Below are 20,251 nucleotides of genomic sequence, written 5' to 3' on the forward strand. Positions count from 1 at the left end.
ACGATAGCCTTTCGGGCAGGCTTTGCAAATTTTGCCGGCGCAATTCTGCGTTCGTAAAGCCTGTGCAGCGGGGAAGCCCGGCCAGGAATATCAGCCTGGCCAGGTCAGAAGCGTGTCCTTGTTGATGGTGAAATTCGCATTCGGCCTTCTGGCGTTGGCGGCAACGTTGAGATCGACAATGTTTTGGAAGGTGGACGTCGCCTCGATTTCCGTCATGCCATACTCGGTGAAGACCTCCGGACCGAAGATATTCTTTGCCAGAAGCGGGTTGGTGAGTGCCTGGGAGAAGGCGTCGGACCCGACCATGGCCAGAAGCAGGGGCGGCAGGGGGCGCGCCCGCATCTGGTCTTCTGCCAGCAGTCCGATGGGAAGATCGACCCGGTCGATGCCGCGCACGCCGTTCCAGTCGGGATAGAGTGCTTCCAGCTCTCCCGCCAGACCGGCGTCGCCTCCGGTCAGTTCCAGGAAACTGTCGTACGGACGCAGCTTCCAGGAGGCGCGGTAGGCGTTGAAGGGGGCGAGCCGGAACCTGCGGGCAAACGCCAGCGTGCGCTCTTCCGCGCCTTGCAGGAAGAACGGGGTGTTGTGAAGGGTCAGCTTGCCTGCCCGCTGGCTCGCCGCCGCATCGATGACCGCCTCGACGCCGTGTTTTTCGATGATCGTGTTGTTGAAACGGAAATTCTCGTTTTCCAGTACCTCGCCCTGGAACAGGAACCGATCCGGAACCATGGCATGCCAGCGGTAAAGCAGATCGAATTCCAGCGAGATCCGGTTGGTGCGGTACCACAGGCGCTTGTCCGCATCGCCAGGCTCCACGAAGATCTTGAACGGCGAATTGGCAAGGTGGTTGATATAGTCCTCGATGATGACCTTGAGCAGCTTGACGATGTTGATGTTGCGGGCCGTTTCGAAGACGCGGTCGGGACCGAAGTGCGGGTTCCGTTTGCCGATCTCACGCGCGAGACGATTGTGCTCGCGCAGGAAGATCGTGTTGAGCGCGCTGTAGAGGATCGTGGAATTGGCCCGTTCCAGGCCGGCCGCATAGTGGCATTTCCAGCGCTCCGGCGTGACGGCCCAATCCCCGATACCGGCCAGGAGTTCCCGAAGTTTTTTCGCCGCGCCCCATTCCGGATCGGCCCCCAGGAAGGTCGTTGCCCACATGGGCATGAAATGAATGCCGGCAAACTCGGCTTTGACTGCCAGATCCGGGCCCGCGAGCAGCGGCGGCAGCTCGCCGACGGACGTCTGCCGGGACTTCAGAAAAGCGCCTTCCCGTAAAAACGAGGTGGTTTCCTCGCCAAGACCATAGATCTGGCAAAGATCGATTTCGTGGTTCGAGGTGTTCAGCCGCTTGTTCAGCGGATGAGTGCGCAGGAAACTGTCGGTGAACCACTGGGCAAAGAAGCAGAACAGCGTGCTGGTGTCGCTCTCGACCATCGCCTTGCGCCGGTAAAGTTCCGCCACCCTCGGCACTTCCGGCAGGGCATCGACAAAATCCTGATCGACGGGTGGCAGGTGCCGGCCGGTGTAGCGGCGGTCAACCAGACCCGGCCAGCTGGCGAAGGTGCTGGTGGTCTTTTCCGGATCCTTTGGGCCCGCAACCATTTCCAGATGCGTTTCCGGGTCATGCGGCGTCCAGAGGGAGAGCGGAAGCGGACGGCCGGGAGGCGCGTTCGAGATGCCGTTGATGACAAGACGGTTGATCACCCGGCTGAGCGGACCGCAACGTTTGACCAGCCGGACGAGGGCGGGAAAGGCCTCGGCCAGTTTCAGTGCCTGGCCGCCGATGAAACCGAGGATCCGCTTGTGCACCGGCGGATCCCGCAGAACGTCCCTCTCGGAACGGACGCCGAGCTGATCCAGAAACGGCACGAACACCAGGGCATAGAGGATATGCGGCCAGACGTGGTGGTGCCAGACATCCTGCAGCACGAATATGAACACAAAGGCGACGACCACATTGCCGCCGATGAAGATCCAGTAACCGATGCGCAGCCGCCGGAACATGAGCCAGTTGGCATAGGCGCCGGCCCCCAGCGCCAGCCCGAGGACCATGTGTATCGGATCGAAATCGTAGCGGAAGAATTCCTCGACGCCGCGATAGGCCATGATCGTCCCGACAAGCAGACAGATGATGTCGAGAAACGTTCCCTTGAAGGATGCGCTAAGCCTCATGACCGCCCCGCATATTGCTTGGATTTGAGATATTCGATCAGTGCGGATTTCTCGCCGTCCGGAAGACCGGTGCCGTAAAGATGTCCACCATTGCCGTTGCCGGTCAGCTGCGTGTCGAACAGGAAGCCACTTTCGCAGGCAAAGCCGACGTCCACCGGATCGAAATCCGTGCAGCCGCGATAGAAGGTCGCCGGACGGTCTTCCGGCAGTGACAAAAGCGCCCGAAGCGTCGGCACGGAACCATTGTGGAGATAGGGCCCGCGTGCCCAGATGGCGTCCAGCGGCGTGTTGGCATAGCCGTCCGTTGCCCGGTAGTGCGAGAACCGCCAGGTGTACCCCTTGCCGACATCGCCGAAGCGGCTGACGAAGGCTTCGTCGAAGAGGTCAGATCGTGCCGGGTCTGTCTGAAGGTCCGAAAGCGGCGTGACCTGCCCGAAGCTCTCGCCTCCTGGGTCATGACACGTGCCGCAGCCTTCCCTTTCGTATATCGCAGCGCCGTCTGCTGCCATGTCAGCATTGACTGGCAAGGGGTAGGCGGGCGGCGGCAGGTCCCGCAGCCATTCCGCCTGGGCATCGATCAGCCCGCGTTGCAGCAGCCATTCCTTGGCGCCGCCGGCAAGGGCGGCGGAATAGTTGCGCTCGATCAGCGAATTGTTGTTGCCGTCCCAGTGGAACCAGCCCCCCTCGCGGATGCCCTGGTTCCAGACCGAGGGAAAGTCGACCGTTCCGACAGCCTCGTCCTTTTCCGGGCCATAGCCCCAGCGCGCGCGCCAGTTGTTGCCCGCGTCCGTGCGCCCGGGGCCATGCTGCGGTTTCACCTTCATCCAGCTGAAAGCGGTCGCCAGTCCATCGGCCTGGTCCTTGATGCCGGGTACAAGAATGGTGCGCACCAGCAGACGGTCGATTGGCCCCAGAGGTCTGCCGGCCTGCGCGGCGCTTTCGATCACCGCATCCGCCGTCAGCTTGTCACTTGCGGCAACGTAGCCAAGGAACAGGATGTAGGACTGGATATCGAGCGTTTCGGCAGGTGCACCCAGCAACAACATGGTGTTGCCGCCTGCGGTGACTTCCGCGCTGTGGCAGGTGGCGCAATTGAAGCCGACCCTCGGCACACCGACGCGCCGGATGCTGAAGCCGATCGGAAGTTCCTGTCCCGGTTCCTCGATGAAGCCGAATGTGCGCCAGCCTTCGGGCAGCTCGTCCTTGAAAATTGCCGGCAATTCGCGCCAGACCATATAGGGGAAACCGTCCCATTCGGCGCCGATGGAACCGTATTTGAATTCGGCGACCGGATTGTCAAAGGTTTGTGGCGGACCCGGCTTGATGGTGAGGCGCTTGCCTTCCAGGACCAGGCAGGCGATCAGCAGCAGCACGGCGACAATCGCCAACCAAAGCGGCATGCCGTCGTTTCTGGGCGATACGGAGGGTTGTTGCATCTTGTAGCTTTCCGGAATGCCGGCAAAGACGGGTGGAACAACGCCATTGACTTCATGCCGCTTGCAAGCGGCACTCTCGTAGGCTTGTCGCCGGGCAAGGTTGATGGCGCCGACGGGCTCGTGCGCCGGCAGGCTGTTCCAGGGTGAAAAAGCGATGTTCTCCGCCAGTGGGGCGTGTTGATCGACGTCCTGCTGAAAGATTTCCAGCGTCGCCAGCTTTTCGTGACGCGCGCCCGGCACCGTCGACCAGGTAATCGACGGATCATCTATCGGCTGCGCGGCCGGATCTATCTGCACATCGACGCCGAATTCAAAAGTGACCGGGCAACGGATCAGGGTTTCCCTCAGCGCGACGGCCAGTTGATCGCGTGCGGACCGGACCTCAGGTGGATCCACCGGCACCGGTCTTGGCGTCGCGGTATATTTCACCAGAAGATCGCCAAGCCGATAAGGCGTGGTGCTGAAGTATCGGCTTGCAAGCGGAGACACGGGACGATGAGAGACAAAGGCCCGGATCCTGCCGAAGAGATAGAAGCCCGTGAACAGAAGCCGGGACAAGGGCTTCAAGCGGGCAAGACCGCGTTTCAGCAGCAGGGTGTTGATGTCGTCGTAGTCGCCGAGGTCACCGGTGAAAAAGGTTTCATGGTCGACGAGAATGAAGTCCTGCACCCTGCCGTCCGGGTTTTCAGCCGACAGCCACTCCCTGTCGATGCCCAGCACCTTGATGGCCATGCCGTGGGCGTCCCGCTTCCGGTCATCCAGTTGGCGGCCGTTGGAAAAACGGACAAGGGCGTCATATGTGCCCGGCAACGCGAAGAGACCGTGACGCAAGTCCTCCGGCACTTCGCCGATAATGAAGCGGGCGCGGACACAGCCGTGATGTTTCGGGTGCTGTGGGCGTCGCGCCAGACCGGGAACCGTGCAAATGGCCTCGGCATTGGTACGGGCGATGCTGTCGATCAGCCCCGCGTCTCCACCGGTTTCCGATTTGCCCGGCCGTGCCGGTTCTCTCGAGGCCATTCAGCCCGCCCTTTCGCGTTGGTGGGTCAAACGCATGGTCCGGCTCTTCAACTGCCGATGCGTTTAATTACCTTACGTAAGGCTAGCTTTTATTTTCAGGGAAGGGAAGGTTTCCGGCCGTTGTCCGTCACGGTGGTGTGACGGCATCCTTTTGAAATACAACCTGATTTGGTCACCGGGTTGTATTTCTTCGTTCCGGCAATCATTTCTGCACCGTGCCAGACGCTCGGGATGGCAAGGTGGCCCGGGTCAAAACTTTTGATCCGGGCCCTGTTGCCTCACAGGAGTTCAGTTGGAACTGAGGTCGACATCCGTCCCGTAGATCCGGGCGATGTCCCGAAGCATTGCGCGGGCTGCAAGAATGCCCTGCGACGTTGCCCAGACACCGTCATCGACCTTGTGGGCGTTTCCCGCCTTGACGACTTCCAGATTGGCCCAGAGAGGGTCTTTCAGCGTCTCGCCCTCCAGGGCCGTGCCCTCTCCATTGCCTGTGTCATATGTCAGGTAGAACATCCGGTCGGCTTCCATGTTCGGGATGCTTTCCTTGCCGACGGCAAGAGCCAGACCGTCCTGCGCCTGTACCTCGGGCCGCTTGAAACCGATGTCGTTCAGCACAACACCGGAGAAACTGTCATGGCGATAAACGTAAAGCTGGCCGGGCACGAAACGGACGACGGAAACCGTGTCGCCGGCATTCTCGCCGAGGGCGGCGCGCAACCGGGCAACGTCGGCCTCATAGGCACTGACGAGCGCTTCGCCTTCCGCTTCCATGCCGACCGAGCTGGCATAGAGCTTCATGTTGTCCTTGAAATCCGTGGCATTGACCACGAACACCGTGGGCGCAATGGCGGAGAGCTGAGGATAGATTTCCTCGTGCCGCTTCTTGCTGCCGAGGATCAGATCCGGTTCGAGCATGGCCAGCCGTTCCAGGTTGACCGCAAGCTCCGTCCCGACAACTTCAACTCCGGCCATCCGGTCGCCCAGATGCGGGTACCAGGGATCGCCATACCAGGATGACGCAGCCCCAACAGGCGTCTTGCCCAGCATGAGCATTGCCTCGGTGCCTTCGTTGGTGAGAACGACAATCTTCTGCGGAGTGTCCGGCACCTCGGTGGTGCCCATGGCATGGGTAATCTCGGCAGCGGACAAGGCGCCGGGCAACAAGGTTGGCAACAGGGCTGCGCAAAAACAAAGGCTGGACAGAAAACGCAAGGGGTATCTCCGGCATTACAGGTTATCTGGCTTGCCGAACCCCGACTGGCTTGAGGAATTTTTTCCTGGAAATTGCCGTCTTTGTCAAATGAAGAAGCTCAGGCCTGCAGGAACCGTCCGGGTGCAAGCTGGTCCTGAGTGATACCGCAGGCGGACAGATCACCCGGCAAGTCCCGGCCGGCAACGAGGGCCGCCAGTGCCCTGCCCATCGCCGGGGATGTCAGAACCCCGCATCCGCCCTGGCCTGCGCTGACAAAATAACCCGGATGATCGGGAAATCCGCCGCAGACTGGGTTTCGGTCAGGCGCAAACGTGCGCAGTCCCGCCCAGCTTGCGGATGGACGCGGCACGGCCAGCTCGGTGTCGATGCCGATATGATGGATCGCCTCCGCAAGGCGAAGATCATCTGCATAAACCTCTCCCGGAGAAACCGGATCAGCCTCTGCCGGTGACGCCGTGAAGCCGTGCGGCTGCGGATGGACGTACCAGGTGTAATCAGCCGTCGTGACATGTGGCCAGACACCGGCGTCCTTACGGTGAAGCGGAAACGTGAAGGCCGAACGGCGAAAGGCCTTGAGGCCAAGCGTCTGGACACCGGCAAGATCCGCAATCCGGTCCGCCCAGGCCCCGGCCGCATTGACCAGAACGGGCGCCGACACCGTCCGGTCTCCGACCGTCACCTGCCATGTGTCGGCAATCCGCCGGATGGAAGTGACTTCCGCCTTGCAGACGAAGCGAGCGCCATTGGCAGCCGCCGCCTTGCGATAGGATTGCAGCAGCAGATCGACATCGATATCCATCGCATCCGCTTCGAAAACTCCCGCATGAACCCGTTCCGGCCGGAGGGCCGGAAACAGGGCCAAAGCCTCTTGTCTGTCAACAAACCGGCAGTCCGACCCGGCCTCCTGCAGCCTTGCCATCAGCTTCTCCAGAACAGGCCGATGCTCCTCACGCCCAACCGTCAGGCAGCCGCGGGGCGCGACAAGCGTCTGCTCGCAAAATCCCGGCGGCGGCGCCTGAAAGAACGCACGGCTTGCCGCGGCCAGTGCGCGCATTATGTTGGCGGAGATGCCGGCCGTGAATTGCCCTGCCGTGCGGGCAGAAGACTGCGTTGCCAGCGCCGGCTCGCGCTCCAGAAGCGTCACTTGCGCAAACTCGGACAGAAAACAGGCCGCGCTCAGCCCGGCAACACCGCCGCCGATGATGATGACGTCTGCTGTCATTGCGTCAGACAATCCCTCGCGGTGTCACGATCAACGCTTTCACGCCGCCTTGCGGGACATGTCTTCGCCGCGGTAACTCAAGGCCTCCGCCAGGTGAATGCGGCCAACCTGATCCGCACCGTCCAGATCGGCCAGCGTGCGGGCGAGTTTGAGGACGCGGTGATATCCGCGTGCGCTCAGGGCAAGACGCTCGGCAACATCGCGCAGGAAAGCGAGCCCCTTGTCATCTGGCCGTGTCATGGTTTCGACAATCGATGCCGGTGCCTGGGCATTTGTGCGGCAGGCAAGGCCAAGTTCCAGGAAGCGTTCTGCCTGGATGCTGCGCGCTTCAGCGACCCGAGCGGCCACGACGGCGGACGGTTCGCTGGCCGCAGGGCCGATCAGGTCGGCCGCCGTAACGGCCGGAACATCGATCCTGACGTCGATCCGGTCAAGCAGCGGTCCAGACACCCGGGCCTGATAGTCGGTGACGCAGCGCTCGCCCCGGCGGCACTGGTGGCCCGGCTCGCCCGCATGGCCGCAGCGGCAGGGGTTCATGGCCGCCACAAGCTGGATGCGGGCCGGATAGGTGACCCGGTGGTTCGCGCGGGCAATTACCGCTTCACCCGATTCCAGTGGCTGGCGCAGACTGTCGAGAACCTGCGGATTGAACTCGGGAAGCTCGTCGAGGAATAACACTCCGTTATGGGCGAGCGAGACCTCACCGGGCCGGGCGCGCATCCCGCCACCGACAAGGGCGGCCATGGAGGCGGAGTGATGCGGCGCGCGGAAGGGACGTCGATCGGTCAATTTGCCTTCGGCCAACTCGCCCGCGAGCGAGGCGATCATGGACACTTCCAGAAGCTCGCGCGGGGTCAGGGCCGGCAGGATGGACGGCAGGCGCTGCGCCAGCATGGATTTGCCGGAGCCGGGAGGACCGGTCATCAGCAGGTTGTGCCCGCCGGCAGCGGCGATCTCCAGCGCCCGTCTGGCGCTTTCCTGTCCCTTGACCTCGGCAAGGTCCGGCAGCACACCGGCATTGCCGCGCAGCCGGGCCACCGGCCGGGAGAGCACCTGAGTTCCCTTGAAGTGATTGGCGAGCTGGATCAGCGAGCGAGGTGCGAGAATGTCCATGTCTGCGTCGGCCCAGGCGGCCTCGCCGCCGCTGGCTTCCGGGCAGATGAGGCCCTTGCCGATGCCGTTGGCGCCCATGGCGGCCGGCAGGACACCGGCAACAGGCGCAAGCGTGCCGTCGAGACCAAGCTCGCCGAGAACAACGTATCTTTCCAGAAATTCAGCCGGTATGGCGCCGATGGCGGCCATAACGCCCAGCGCGATCGGCAGATCGTAATGCGAGCCTTCCTTGGGCAGGTCGGCAGGGGCGAGATTGACTGTGACGCGTTTGGCCGGCAGGGCCAGGCCTGAAGCGGCAAGCGCCGCGCGAACTCGTTCCCGACTTTCTGCAACGGCCTTGTCCGGGAGGCCGACGATGGTGAAGGCAACCATGCCCGGCCCGACATGTACCTGCACGTCTACCGGAACTGCCTCGATGCCCCGAAACGCGACCGTCGTGATCCGGCTGACCATATTCACCTCTACTTACAGATGCAGGTCAACGAAGCATATGTCGATAAAAGACGCAAGAACAAATATGGAACAGACGGGGTCTGCCTAGTCAGGATACCAGCACGCGCAGCTTGCTTCCGCTGGCAACAGTGAAGTTGGCACGGGTCAGAACTGCATCGAGATAAGCGGGCACCTTAAAGTCTTCACTCGGCTGCAAACCGTTGGTTTCCAGCCAGTCGGACACAAGCTCAAGGAGTCGGTCGGGGTCTTTTTCATAGAGGGCCCGACACAGCTCCATGTCGAGCTTGGCCCCGGCGGTGTTGGCGGCGGTGAGTATCATCGATCCAATCGCATTCTGTTCATCAATCATAGCGTGCTGCCAACATGCTTGCAATTTCCGGGAAAGGCCAGCACATAGCGGTTATGTGGGCGTTGGCCACCATAACCCGCTGTTATGGTCTGACCCCTTCGGCCTGCCTTCCGGCCGCAAAGCCCGCCAGGCCGCAGCACAGAAGCCCGGCTGCGAAGAAAAGCGCCGAATGGCCGACAACCGGAATGAGAAAGCCGCTCAGCACGGGCCCGACCCCCTGCCCCAGGGAAATCAGGAAGAAGGTAAAGCCGAACCCGATGGACGGTGCCTGCCGGAACAGCCTCATGCTCCACATGCCGAAAAGGGCGGTCATCACGATGAAACCGACGCCGAAACAGGCCGCTGACACGTAGATCCCGAGTCTTGTTTCCACCAGCAGGGGCAGAGTGCCGATTGCGGTCCCGACCAGAACCGCCAGGACACGATAGGCAGCCTGCAAACCCCAGCGATCGACAAGACCACCGGCGAAGCAGCCGGTAACGCCTGAAATGCCCAACACGATCCAGAACAGGATTGCGTCTCGTGGATTGCCCGTCAGCATGGTCAGGAGTTCGACGGCATAGGTCCAGTAGACGGCGGTGACGATGCCGAAAAGAAATGCCGCGACAAACAGTCCGCGCGCTGTCCGATCCATAAGGATCCAGACGGACACCCTGGGCCGGGCATGTTCCAGATGCACACTGCGCCTAGGCAAGGTGGCTGCGTTCCAGATCGTTACACTGAAGGCGATAACCGCGAAAACCAGCCAGGCGAGCCGCCAGTCACCACCGGCGAAGAGAGCCAGCGGCCCGGCAAAGGCAACGCCGAAACCGGTGCCGGAGTTGATCCAGGCATAGACGCTGTTCTGCCGGCTGAGTTCCGTATGACGCACGATGACATCGGAAAAGGGCGGATAGGAAAGGCCCGGGCTTGCTCCTGCAACGAAGACGCCAAGCGCCAGTATGAACGGTGTCTGTGCCAAGGCGATCATGGCCATGCCTGTTGTGGCGGCGAGGCCGCCGAGCAGGATCGGCAAGCGCGGTTCGAACACCGTCGACAACCAGGAACCGACGAAAGTCGCCGCCAGATAGCCCAGATAGGACAGACCGGCGATCAGGCCGACCGTTTCCGGCGACAGCGCGAATTCCTGACGGATTTCCGGCAGGAACAGGCCAAAACAATAGCGTGCCAGTCCGTAGGTGACAGCGACGATGGCCAGGCCCGCGGCAGTAAGACCGCGGGTCTGTGCCAAGGTCATCTCAAACCCGGCGGGAGAGCTGGAAGTGAAGTGTTTGGTCATCCGTGTAGCTCTCGCCGAATATTTCGAAATGGCCACCCTCCTGCCGGTACGAGCGATACTGATCGCGCGTGAGTTTCAGGCAGAAGTTGGAAACATGCAAGTTTCTTCCGCTGATTGAATGCGCGAATTCCTCGGCCAGAATGGCCACTTGCGCACTCTGGCCATCCTCGAACACGACAGGCAGCAAAAAGAAGCGATTCAGCGTCGGCAAACTGCGGTCCACCGCTCGTTCGAACGCGATGCGCGAAAACCGCTGCATGGCCGGGTGGGCGTAAAAACCGGAGATCTTGTCGGTCTGTTCGATGGTGTAGAGCTGGCTTTCGGACAGCAGCAGGTCTCCTGGCCGGGTAATGTCCCGCAGCCAGCCGTTGACCACTGCCGGATCGTCATTGCCTTCCTGAAAACCGAGCATTGTCACGAGTGCGGGCGGCGCACCGTCTTCGATCATGTCTTCCAGGCGGCAGGCCTCGAAAGGCGCGGTGACAAACTCAAGTGGCGTGTCCGGCAGGATCGCCGCGAGGGCTGCCCGCATCGGCGCAGCCGACATCGGGTTGATGTCGACGGCGATATAACGATCTATGATGACGCCCAGGCCCTGCAGTGTCTTGAGAATGAACCCGGTCTTGACCGGCTCCGGCCCCAGCTCGACATACACCAGCCGCTCGCCTGCAAGCTCGGTTGCAATCCGCCCGCAGCTTTCTTCCAGCGCCGCCCGAAAAGACCTGCCGTCTTCATGAATTCGGCCAAGCGTGTCCGATGCGATGCCGGTCTCGTTCAGCTGGCGCATCAGCTGAAACACCTCGTCCAGAGGACCGGTTGCGGTCTCCGAACTGCCTTCGTTTGTGTATTTCACCCGGTTGTCCTGGGTCAGGATCGTATCGAGACTGAATTCCGTGTGGCAGGCAATTGCCCTGTGAACTCTTTGTTGCAGCGAAAGGGGGCCGGTCGTCTGGTGATCTGGCCCATGCTCCGGCTGGCCATAGGAAAGCGCTAAAGTCATGGCGGATACCTGTTTTGACAAAAGAGACTCTCGGATTACGGGATTTTTTACCGACCCTTAAATTTATAATTGAAGCGCCCCATAATGGAACGTTATGCTTGTGTGGCGCTGGACCGGCGGAAAACCGCATAGGTCGTCTTGCGCTAAAACGGAGGCAGGGACATGACCATAGGCCGTTTTAATATCGAGTTGCTGGAAGCCTTTGTGGCTGTTGCAGAAGCAGGCAACGTCACACATGCGGGATCTCGGTTGAACCGCACACAACCCTGCGTCAGCACTCAGCTGCGGCGTCTGGAGGAACGGGTCGGCAAACCGCTGATCGAGCGCAGCGCGCGCACAATGAACCTCACGCCCGCCGGGCGTATCCTTTATCAACACGCCACGGAAATCCTGCGCTCACACGAGGAAGCCAGGTTGCGCCTGTCTGCGCCGGAACTGACCGGCACGGTGCATGTCGGCCTGCCAGAATGGTATGCGACCGGCCAGCTGCAATCGATCTTCTGCAATTTCGTGCGCATTCACCCCAACGTGAAACTTGAGATGACGGTCGCCGACAGCGCCACACTGCACGAAATGCTGTCCAACAACGAAATCAACCTCGCAATAGCCCTCGTCTCGTCAACCAAGCAGATGCCGGTCGAGATTTTCGAGGAACCGCTGCACTGGGCGGTTGGCGACAACTGCCCGCTAACCGATCCGCTGCCATTGATCATGTTTCCCGAGCCCTGCCCGTTCCGGGAAATCTCCTTCGGTTCGCTCGCCCGCGCAGGACGGCAGTGGTACGAGCGCATCACCACCACCAGCGTTGCCGCCGCCCAGGTGGCCGTTCTGTCGGGCGCAGGCCTTTGCTGCCTGCCGTCGGGAGCCATTCTGGAAGGCTTCAAGATCCTGAAGGAGCAGGATGGTTTTCCGAAGCTTCCGGCAACACAGCTCGCGATCTACACCCAGTCGACAACGCAATCGCCCATCGTCGACTACCTGGAAGAACATCTCAACGACCTCCTGCAGAACGCCATCGCGCCGCGCTCGGCGCTGGCGGGCAAGATACAGCCAGATTTGCGGGTGGTCTGACGGCCTGAAGCCTCAGGCCCGTTCTGCCAGGATTTCCAGCAGCTTCCTGTGCGCCTCGACCGGTTTGCGGTCGACGCGCCAGACAAGATAGGTGACGGTTTCGCCAAAAGGCGGCGGGAGCGGGGTCGTCGTCAACCGGTCGGCATTGCGAAAGCCCAGGACAGCGCTTTCCGGAGCAACCGTGAACCCGAGACCGGCCTCCACACAGCCCAGAATTCCTTCCAGCGTGCCCATTTCCGTTACTTCCCTGTCGCTCTGGCCGATACTGCCGAGCCACGCCTGCGCCGCCGCCCTGTAGCTGCAACCATGGCGAAAGGCCAACAGCGGGCCCTGCTCCGAAGTGGCGGGACCACTGGCGCAGACAAGCTGTTCACTGAAGGCGCGAACCGCCTGAAACCTGGCCTTGTCGACAGGCCCGGCGACAAAGGCGGCATCGATCTTCTGATCCCACACCTTTGACAGCAGGTCTGCGGTCGGGCCGGTCGTCAGGGAAAGCGGTGCTGTGCTTTTGTCCCTCAGACGTTTGAGAAGAGCGGGCAGGCGAACGGCTGCCGTTGTTTCCATGGAGCCGAGCCTGAGCGGCGCACCTGCCCCGGCAGCTTCCAGAAGATCGCGCTCGGCCGCCGCAAATTGTTGCAGAAGCACGATCGCGCGCGCATGAACCTGTTCACCGAATTCCGTCAGCCGGGCCCCGGCCTTGCTGCGCTGGAAGACCTTCTGGCCGAATTGTTCCTCAAGACGCCGAATACGGGAGGTGACGTTCGACTGCACGCAGTTCAGCGCCTGGGCAGCCCCCGAAAAGGAGCCTGTCTCGGCGACTGCCATCAGTGTTTTCAAAAGCACGATGTCCATACTATCCAAATTAGAGATATCAAATTCCTTCTTCAATCATTTTTCCTGAAATGACTTTCATGGCAGCGTGTCTGCATGAAACCCCTGCTCGACACGCCCTTTACCCGCCGCTTTGCCGTTTCCCATCCGGTCGTGCTGGCGCCGATGGACAGGATTTCGGACGGCCATCTGGCCGCTGAAGTCAGCCGCGCCGGTGGCTTCGGTATTATCGGCGCCGGTTACGGCGACCCGGACTGGATCGACGCTGCCTTCGATGCGGCCGGCGACCAGCGGGTCGGTCTTGGTGTCATCACCTGGAGTCTTCTGAAAAAACCGGCCCTCGTGGATCGGATCCTCGACCGCAATCCGGCGGCCCTGTTCGTTTCCTTCGGTGACGCGGAACCGATCGTAAAGGCCGCCAGGGAGCGCGGTATTCCCACAATCTGGCAGGTGCAACGACTGGACCAGGCCGAACAGGCCCTGAAGGCCGGAACGGACGTCCTCGTCGCCCAAGGCCAGGAAGGTGGCGGTCACGGCATGGACCGGGGTCTGTCCGCCCTTCTTCCCGCGGTTCGCGATGCCGCCGGCAAGGAGACAATCGTGTTGGCTGCCGGCGGGCTTGCGGACGGGCGCGGACTGGCAGCAGCTCTCATGCTGGGCGCGGACGGTGTCATGATGGGAACCCGTTTCTGGGCAAGCGTCGAGGCGAACGGATCGGAACAGGCCAAGGTTGCCCTGACCAAGGCGCACGGGGACGACACGGCCCGGTCCAGTGTTTTCGACGTTGCTCGCGGTCTTGACTGGCCGTCGCAATTCACAGGACGGGTTGTCCAAAATGCGTTTTCCCGCCCCTGGCTGGAAGATCCGGCAGGTTTGTCCGGCGCGGCTCACAAGATCCAGAAAACCTATGAGGCTGCCGATCCGGACGACTATTCCGTTCGCGCCCTGATTGCCGGAGAATCCCTCGATCTTGTGAAAACCGTTCAACCGGCAGCAAGGATTGTCGAGAACACTGTTCGAGAGGCGGCAGCGCTTCTTGCTCGCGCCCCGGATTTCGTCATCGGGTGAATTCGCACCGCTTCCTCAAGACCTCCCTGTCACCCACTCCCGTCACTATCGAAGCCTTTTCCGTCCAGCCGGTGGTGCGGCAAATTGTATGCGGCTTGGGACACTCCTGAGGGTTTTGGCACCGGGACCTGATGTGGCCCCCCGGAAACCCTGGGCTTTTGAGCTGCTGACGGAAATCACCAAGTGCCCGGTTCTTCGCGGTGGCGACAACTGGTTACAAATTCTCGGCCAAATACCCTGCTGTTGCCTTTGACGCAGCGAGATCTTCGGCTTAGGCCTGTTGAAGCCGGTGGAAGAGGACCCGGCAACCGTCAAATCCGGTCTGAAACGGGCAGCAGCACCATGTCTTTCAAACGCATCATTTTCTGGGCGCATCTCGTCGTCGGGGTCGCCTTCGGTCTCGTTATCCTCCTGATGTCAGCCACCGGCGTGGTCCTGACCTACGAGCGCCAGATCATCTCCTACATGGAAAGCCGCGCGGTCGAAAAACCGGCCGATGCGCAGCTCCTCTCTGTCGACGAACTGGCAACTGCCGTTCTGGCCAACGGCGGCCAACCCGGCAATTCGCTGGTCCTGCCAAGGCAGGACGGCGCCCCGGCCACACTTTCGGTCAGCCGCCGCGAGAACCATTTGCTCAACCCTTATACCGGGGAGCGGATCGACAATGCCGCGGAGGGCACAAAATCCTTCTTTGGCACGGTGACCGCGCTGCACCGCTGGTTTGCCCTTACAGGTGAAAACCGCAGCCTTGGGCGGGCCGTGACCGGTGCTGCCAATCTCGGCTTCCTGTTCATTCTGGTGTCCGGAATTTATCTCTGGTGGCCGAAGAAATGGACCTGGCGGATCGTCAAACTGAACCTTCTCTTCCGCAGAAACCTGCCGACCGCGAAGGCACGCGACTACAACTGGCACCATGTGTTCGGCATCTGGTCGCTCGTACCGCTGTTTGCCGTTGTGGTCTCCGGCGTCGTCATTTCCTATCCCTGGGCCAGCAACATGGTGGCCGCCGTCTTCGGGCCGGTTTCGCCCGCAGCAACCGGTCAGGCTGCCGGTGAAGAACGCCAGGGTCAGAACCGCGCTCAGGGTGAAGCCGTCAGCCTGCAGGCCATTGCCGACACGCTGAAACAAGCCGAACCGGACTGGCAGACACTTTCGGTCAAATTGCCCAACGGACAGGCTGCACGTGTGGTGATGACCGTCGATACAGGCAACGGCACTCAGCTTTCCCGCCAGACGACCTATACGGTCTCCAGGGTTTCAGGCAAGGTTCTGGGCGTCAGCGGCGCTGAAGACCAGCCGGCAGGCCGGCGCGCCAGGGTCTTCCTGAGATTTCTGCACACCGGCGAGGTCTATGGCTTCATCGGCCAAACGCTCGCGGGGCTTGCCTCGCTGGCGTCGGTGTTTCTCTTCTACACAGGCTTTGCGCTTGCCTATCGCCGGCTGATCCAGCCGCTTTTCCGGCGCCGCGCTCAGCAGGCCTGAGGCCTGCTCTCTTGTCGGGACTGAGGCACCCAGAGCAAATCGCATTTTATCGGCATCGCTTCTCGCTTTCTGAAATCAGAGATTTCAACGCAAAAAGCGATGCAGGATTTTTCAGGTTAAACGCGACGTGCTCTAGGGTGTGGACCCATAAATGAAGATGAAATGGTTTGAGGTGGATTGGTCTTCCTCAAGGCGCGGAAGCGCAGGAAATGTGGCTCATTTTCAAGCTTTCGCAACGCTGAGGAGGACCAATCCAGTCAAATCCGAAGGACATGAAAATGGCTTCACCTCGTGTCGTCAGTGTGCTTGACCGGGCAGAAAGCCCGCCCAGCGCACACTTCCTAACGCGATTTTGCCATTTCTCATGCCATTTCGTCTTCATTTATGGGTCCACACCCTAATGCGCTTCGTCCCAATTGTCGGCGGCGCGGGCATCGACCTGAAGCGGCACGGAAAGTTTCAGCGCCGGATCGCAGGCATTTTCCATCACGTCCCTGATCACCGGAATGGTTGCTTCCACCTGCGCGTCCGGCACTTCGAAGATCAGTTCGTCATGCACCTGCAGCAGCATCTGCGCATCCAGCTTTGAGCCTTCCAGCCGGTTTTCCATACGCACCATTGCCCGGCGCAGGATATCCGCGGCAGACCCCTGGATCGGGGCGTTGATGGCGGCGCGTTCATAGAAGGCGCGCATGTTCGGGTTCTTGGTGTTCACTTCCGGATAATGCGCCTTGCGGCCGAAGATCGTGGTCACGTAGCCGTTCGCATGAACCTGCTTCTTGGTCGCTTCCATGTAGTCCTTGATGCCCGGGAAACGCTCGAAATAGGTCTTGATATAGTCGCCCGCTTCGCCGCGCGAGATGCCGAGCTGGTTTGCGAGGCCGAATGCGGAAATGCCGTAGATGATGCCGAAGTTGATCGCCTTCGCCCGGCGACGGACCATCGGATCCATGCCTTCGATCGGCGTTCCGAACATTTCGCTTGCCGTCATGGCGTGAATGTCCAGCCCGTCGTCGAACGCCTTCTTCAACTGAGGAATATCGGCCATATGCGCCAGGACGCGCAGCTCGATCTGGCTGTAGTCGGCCGAGATCAGCTTGTGACCCTTTTCGGCAATGAAGGCCTTGCGGATCTTGCGGCCTTCCTCGGTCCGGACCGGAATGTTCTGCAGGTTCGGTTCCGACGAGGACAGGCGCCCGGTGGTGGTTGCCGCCAGCGCGTAGGATGTGTGCACACGCCCCGTTTCCGGATTGATGTAACCGGGCAGGGCGTCGGTGTAGGTGGATTTCAGCTTGGAGAGCTGGCGCCAGGAGACGATCCGCGACGGCAGTTCGTGCCCTTCCGCGGCCAGATCTTCCAGAACCTGCGCCGAGGTCGACCAGGCGCCGGTCTTTGTCTTCTTGCCGCCGGGAAGACCCATCTTGCCGAACAGGATATCACCAAGCTGCTTGGGCGAACCGATGTTGAAGCTTTCACCGGCCAGCTCGTAAATCTCGGCTTCCTTGCCCGCCATGCCTTGCGCGAATTCACCCGAAAGACGCGACAGCATCTGCCGGTCAACGGAGATGCCCCGCTTTTCCATGCGCGCAAGCACCGGCACCATCGGCCGTTCCAGCGTCTCGTAGGCGGTTGCCATACGCTCGGAAGCGAGCCTCGGCTTCAGGATCAGCCAGAGACGAAGCGTCACATCGGCGTCTTCCGCCGCATAGGCGGTTGCCTTGTCGATGGCGACCTTGTCGAAGGTGATCATCGACTTGCCGGAGCCGCAGATTTCCTTGAACGGGATCGGCTTGTGATCGAGCCAGCGCTCGGACAGTTCGTCCATGCCGTTGCCGCCCTTGCCGGCATCGACCGTGTAGGACAGCAGCATCGTGTCGTCGTATGGCGTGATGTCGACACCGTACCGTGTCATCACCAGCCAGTCGTACTTGAGGTTCTGTGCGATCTTGAGAACCGAACGGTCCTCCAGCATCGGCTTCAGCACTTCCAGCGCGTCTTTCAGCGGGATCTGGCCTTCGACAAGACCGCCACCGCCAAGAAGATCACCCTCGCCGTCGACGTGGCCAAGCGGCACATAACAGGCCTTGCCGGGCTCGGTGGACAGCGAAACACCGACAAGCTCTGCCTGCATGGCGTCCAGCGATGTCGTTTCGGTGTCGAAGGCGACGTAGCCCTTTTCAAAGGCCGCGTCGCACCATTCCTTCAAGCGGTCGAGGCTGGTGACGGTTTCATAGGCGCTGCTGTCGACCGGAATCGCCCGGATCGTCTGGGCGCGTGCATCGGCAACCGTCTGCGGCACCAGCAGGCCGGAATTGTCCGGGTCGGCGTCGCCCGGGGTTTTTGCAGCTTCCGAACCCGCGCTGTCACTGCCGGCTGCGCGCTCCATCATCCGGCCCTTGTGGTCCGGAACATCCCATCCCGGAACCTTGAGGTCCGATGCATCGACCGTATCCAGATCGGCACCGGTCACATCCGCAACGCGCCGGGTGAGGGTGGTGAACCCCATCGCCTTCAGGAAGCCGAGCGCCTTGGGTCCGTCAACATCGGTTACCGACAATTCGCCCACCGGCACCTTGACCGGCACATCCTGCTTGAGAGTGACGAGCTGCCTGGAAATTCGCGCCTGATCGGCAAATTCGATCAGGTTTTCCCGGCGCTTGTTCTGTTTGATCGTGTCGGCCTTGGCGAGCAGCGTTTCCAGATCGCCGAATTCGTTGATCAAAAGGGCCGCGGTCTTCAGGCCGATACCCGGCACGCCGGGCACGTTATCGACGCTGTCGCCCGCCAGCGATTGCACCTCGATGACCTTGTCCGGACCGACGCCGAATTTCTCGAACACCTCGGCTTCGCCGAAGGTCTTGTTCTTCATGGTGTCGATCATGCCCACCTTCGGGCCGATCAGCTGCATCAGGTCCTTGTCGCCTGAAACGATGGTGACGCGCGCGCCCTGTTCGGCAGCCTCACGGGCATAGGTTGCGATCAGGTCGTCCGCCTCGAAGCCTTCCTGCTCGATGCAGTGAACCGAAAAGGCGCGTGTCGCTTCGCGGATAAGGCCGAACTGCGGCACCAGATCTTCCGGCGGGTCCGGCCGGTGGGCCTTGTATTCCGGATAAATCTCGTTCCGGAACGTCTGCGCGGAATGGTCGAAAATCACCGCGAAATGGGTGGGCTCGTCGCCTTCCTCCGGTGTCAGACCTTCCTGCAGCAGCTTCCACAGCATGTTGCAGAAGCCAGAAACCGCCCCGACAGGAAGCCCGTCCGGCTTGCGCGTCAGCGGCGGCAGCGCGTGATAGGCGCGAAAAATGAACGTGGACCCGTCGACCAGGATAAGATGGTCATCGGCGGTGAGGGCGGAGGAGGTGCTTTGCGTCGACATGGCGCGGATCATGCCCGCAGCCTGTTCTGGAGAAAAGTCCTAAAGTTAAAAATTCCAAGCTTGCCGATCACTCAGCTGCCTGTGCCTGACGTTTCCCGCCAAAGGTTCCGCTGAGATAGGCCCAGGCGGGCCTGCGGAACAGGAACCAGCCGACGTTCGTGCGGCGGATCAGCCAGAACAGGATCATCGGACTGACCGACGCCACCAGCGTCACGATCAACGACGTTGTGCCGATATCAAGGATGCCCAGCTTCAGCAAAATCACCCGCGTTACGCCCATGGGGAAGAAGAAGGCGAGATAGATGACGATCGAGTTTTCGCCGAAATGCTGCAGGAAACCGAGCCGGCCCCATTTCACGATCAACGCGCTGGTGAGGATGATGGCACCCGCACCGGCCGCGCCAAGAACAAGGGCAATGACCGGCAGATGCGCCCAGCCGGCATGGACCAGAGTGCCGTTCACCAGGCCCCAGACCAGCAGACACGCGAGACTGATCCCGATCCGTTCGCGCGCCCAGTCGGCCAGAGCGAAGATCTGCGGAGCAAAAACGAAGCCGGCATAGAAGAAAACGAAACGGGCCGCGAATTCATCGACCAGCAGCCAGCCGGTGTGGATCGGCGCGATCTGCAGAAGTGCGCCGACGGCCAGAACCAGTTGCCACGGCACACCCTTGTCGTGGGCGACCTTCGACACGACGAAGAAGACCGGCAGCATATAGATGAACCACAAGGTACCGAAGGGCTCGATGAAACTCAGGAAATAGAGTTCCACCGTTGCGCGAACGCTGGTTTCCTCGATGAAGACGGGCGCCTTCACCAGAAACTGGATCGTCATCCACAGCACATAAAAGTAGGCAAAGTGGACGACCTTGCGATCAAGATAGAGTTTCCAGTCGCGGGTAATGACGTTCGACAGGAACAGGCCGGAGATCAGGAAAAAATCCGGCATGCGGAAGGGCGCTGCAAAGGCGACGACCACATGCATCCAGCCTGTCTGGCCAGCGGCGGCTTCCACGCCGAGCACCGAATGCATCATCACGACGAAGATGATGCAGATGCCCTTGGCGGTATCCACCCAATCTACACGCCTGGCGCTCATTCTGCCGCTGCCTGCTCCGCTTCAGTCCGGTTTCGGGTCCAATTCAGGGCAGACATAACCTTGA

The 20,251-nt window shown here is 61.1% G+C and carries 14 protein-coding genes; 3 read left to right on the top strand and 11 right to left on the bottom strand.

Annotated features, from left to right (window positions below):
• Positions 1–90: 90 nt before the first annotated feature.
• The 8 genes from FIU93_RS05380 to FIU93_RS05415 all read right to left on the bottom strand — a co-directional run bounded on the left by FIU93_RS05380 (position 91) and on the right by FIU93_RS05415 (position 11,260).
• Complete coding sequence (locus FIU93_RS05380) at positions 91–2,175, bottom strand: peroxidase family protein (RefSeq protein ID WP_152505016.1); 2,085 nt, start codon at positions 2,173–2,175, stop codon at positions 91–93.
• Positions 2,172–4,631 (bottom strand): hypothetical protein, encoded by a 2,460-nt coding sequence (locus FIU93_RS05385; RefSeq protein WP_152505017.1) that lies wholly within the window; start codon positions 4,629–4,631, stop codon positions 2,172–2,174. Before FIU93_RS05385 ends, FIU93_RS05380 begins: the two co-directional genes overlap by 4 nt.
• Positions 4,632–4,919: 288 nt before the next feature.
• On the bottom strand, positions 4,920–5,843 hold the full coding sequence (locus FIU93_RS05390; RefSeq protein ID WP_286202407.1) for an iron-siderophore ABC transporter substrate-binding protein: 924 nt from the start codon (positions 5,841–5,843) through the stop codon (positions 4,920–4,922).
• Between the two features lie 98 nt (positions 5,844–5,941).
• Positions 5,942–7,066: an FAD-binding oxidoreductase gene (locus FIU93_RS05395; RefSeq protein ID WP_152505018.1), complete on the bottom strand. Its 1,125-nt coding sequence runs from the start codon at positions 7,064–7,066 to the stop codon at positions 5,942–5,944.
• A 39-nt stretch (positions 7,067–7,105) separates the two neighbouring features.
• Positions 7,106–8,632, bottom strand: coding sequence for a YifB family Mg chelatase-like AAA ATPase (locus FIU93_RS05400; RefSeq protein WP_062485844.1), 1,527 nt, complete (start codon positions 8,630–8,632; stop codon positions 7,106–7,108).
• An 88-nt stretch (positions 8,633–8,720) separates the two neighbouring features.
• Entirely contained in the window at positions 8,721–8,981 is a 261-nt protein-coding gene (locus FIU93_RS05405; protein ID WP_023002373.1) for a hypothetical protein, read from the bottom strand.
• An 82-nt stretch (positions 8,982–9,063) separates the two neighbouring features.
• Entirely contained in the window at positions 9,064–10,260 is a 1,197-nt protein-coding gene (locus tag FIU93_RS05410) for an MFS transporter (protein ID WP_152505019.1), read from the bottom strand.
• The gene (locus FIU93_RS05415; protein ID WP_055660346.1) at positions 10,220–11,260 is read right to left on the bottom strand and encodes a hypothetical protein; all 1,041 of its coding nucleotides are present in this window, start codon (positions 11,258–11,260) and stop codon (positions 10,220–10,222) included. Before FIU93_RS05415 ends, FIU93_RS05410 begins: the two co-directional genes overlap by 41 nt.
• Before the next feature lie 162 nt (positions 11,261–11,422).
• Between FIU93_RS05415 and FIU93_RS05420 the strand changes: the two genes are divergently transcribed.
• On the top strand, positions 11,423–12,331 hold the full coding sequence (locus FIU93_RS05420) for a LysR family transcriptional regulator (RefSeq protein ID WP_023002376.1): 909 nt from the start codon (positions 11,423–11,425) through the stop codon (positions 12,329–12,331).
• 12 nt (positions 12,332–12,343) lie between these two features.
• On the opposite strand, the gene FIU93_RS05425 is transcribed toward FIU93_RS05420, so the two are convergent.
• Positions 12,344–13,183 carry a LysR family transcriptional regulator gene (locus FIU93_RS05425; protein ID WP_152505020.1) on the bottom strand — a complete coding sequence of 280 codons (840 nt, stop codon included), beginning with the start codon at positions 13,181–13,183 and terminating at the stop codon, positions 12,344–12,346.
• 75 nt (positions 13,184–13,258) lie between these two features.
• Between FIU93_RS05425 and FIU93_RS05430 the strand changes: the two genes are divergently transcribed.
• Both FIU93_RS05430 and FIU93_RS05435 read left to right on the top strand, forming a co-directional pair.
• The gene (locus tag FIU93_RS05430; protein WP_152505021.1) at positions 13,259–14,230 is read left to right on the top strand and encodes a nitronate monooxygenase; all 972 of its coding nucleotides are present in this window, start codon (positions 13,259–13,261) and stop codon (positions 14,228–14,230) included.
• Positions 14,231–14,572: 342 nt separating this feature from the next.
• On the top strand, positions 14,573–15,712 hold the full coding sequence (locus FIU93_RS05435) for a PepSY-associated TM helix domain-containing protein (protein ID WP_152505022.1): 1,140 nt from the start codon (positions 14,573–14,575) through the stop codon (positions 15,710–15,712).
• 397 nt (positions 15,713–16,109) lie between these two features.
• On the opposite strand, the gene polA is transcribed toward FIU93_RS05435, so the two are convergent.
• A complete protein-coding gene (polA, locus tag FIU93_RS05440) occupies positions 16,110–19,100 on the bottom strand; it encodes a DNA polymerase I (protein WP_152505023.1) in 2,991 nt (996 codons plus the stop codon).
• Between the two features lie 55 nt (positions 19,101–19,155).
• Positions 19,156–20,187, bottom strand: coding sequence for an acyltransferase family protein (locus FIU93_RS05445; protein WP_152505024.1), 1,032 nt, complete (start codon positions 20,185–20,187; stop codon positions 19,156–19,158).
• Between the last annotated feature and the right edge of the window lie 64 nt (positions 20,188–20,251).

The organism is Labrenzia sp. THAF35 (assembly GCF_009363595.1).
Taxonomy (GTDB): domain Bacteria; phylum Pseudomonadota; class Alphaproteobacteria; order Rhizobiales; family Stappiaceae; genus Roseibium; species Roseibium algicola.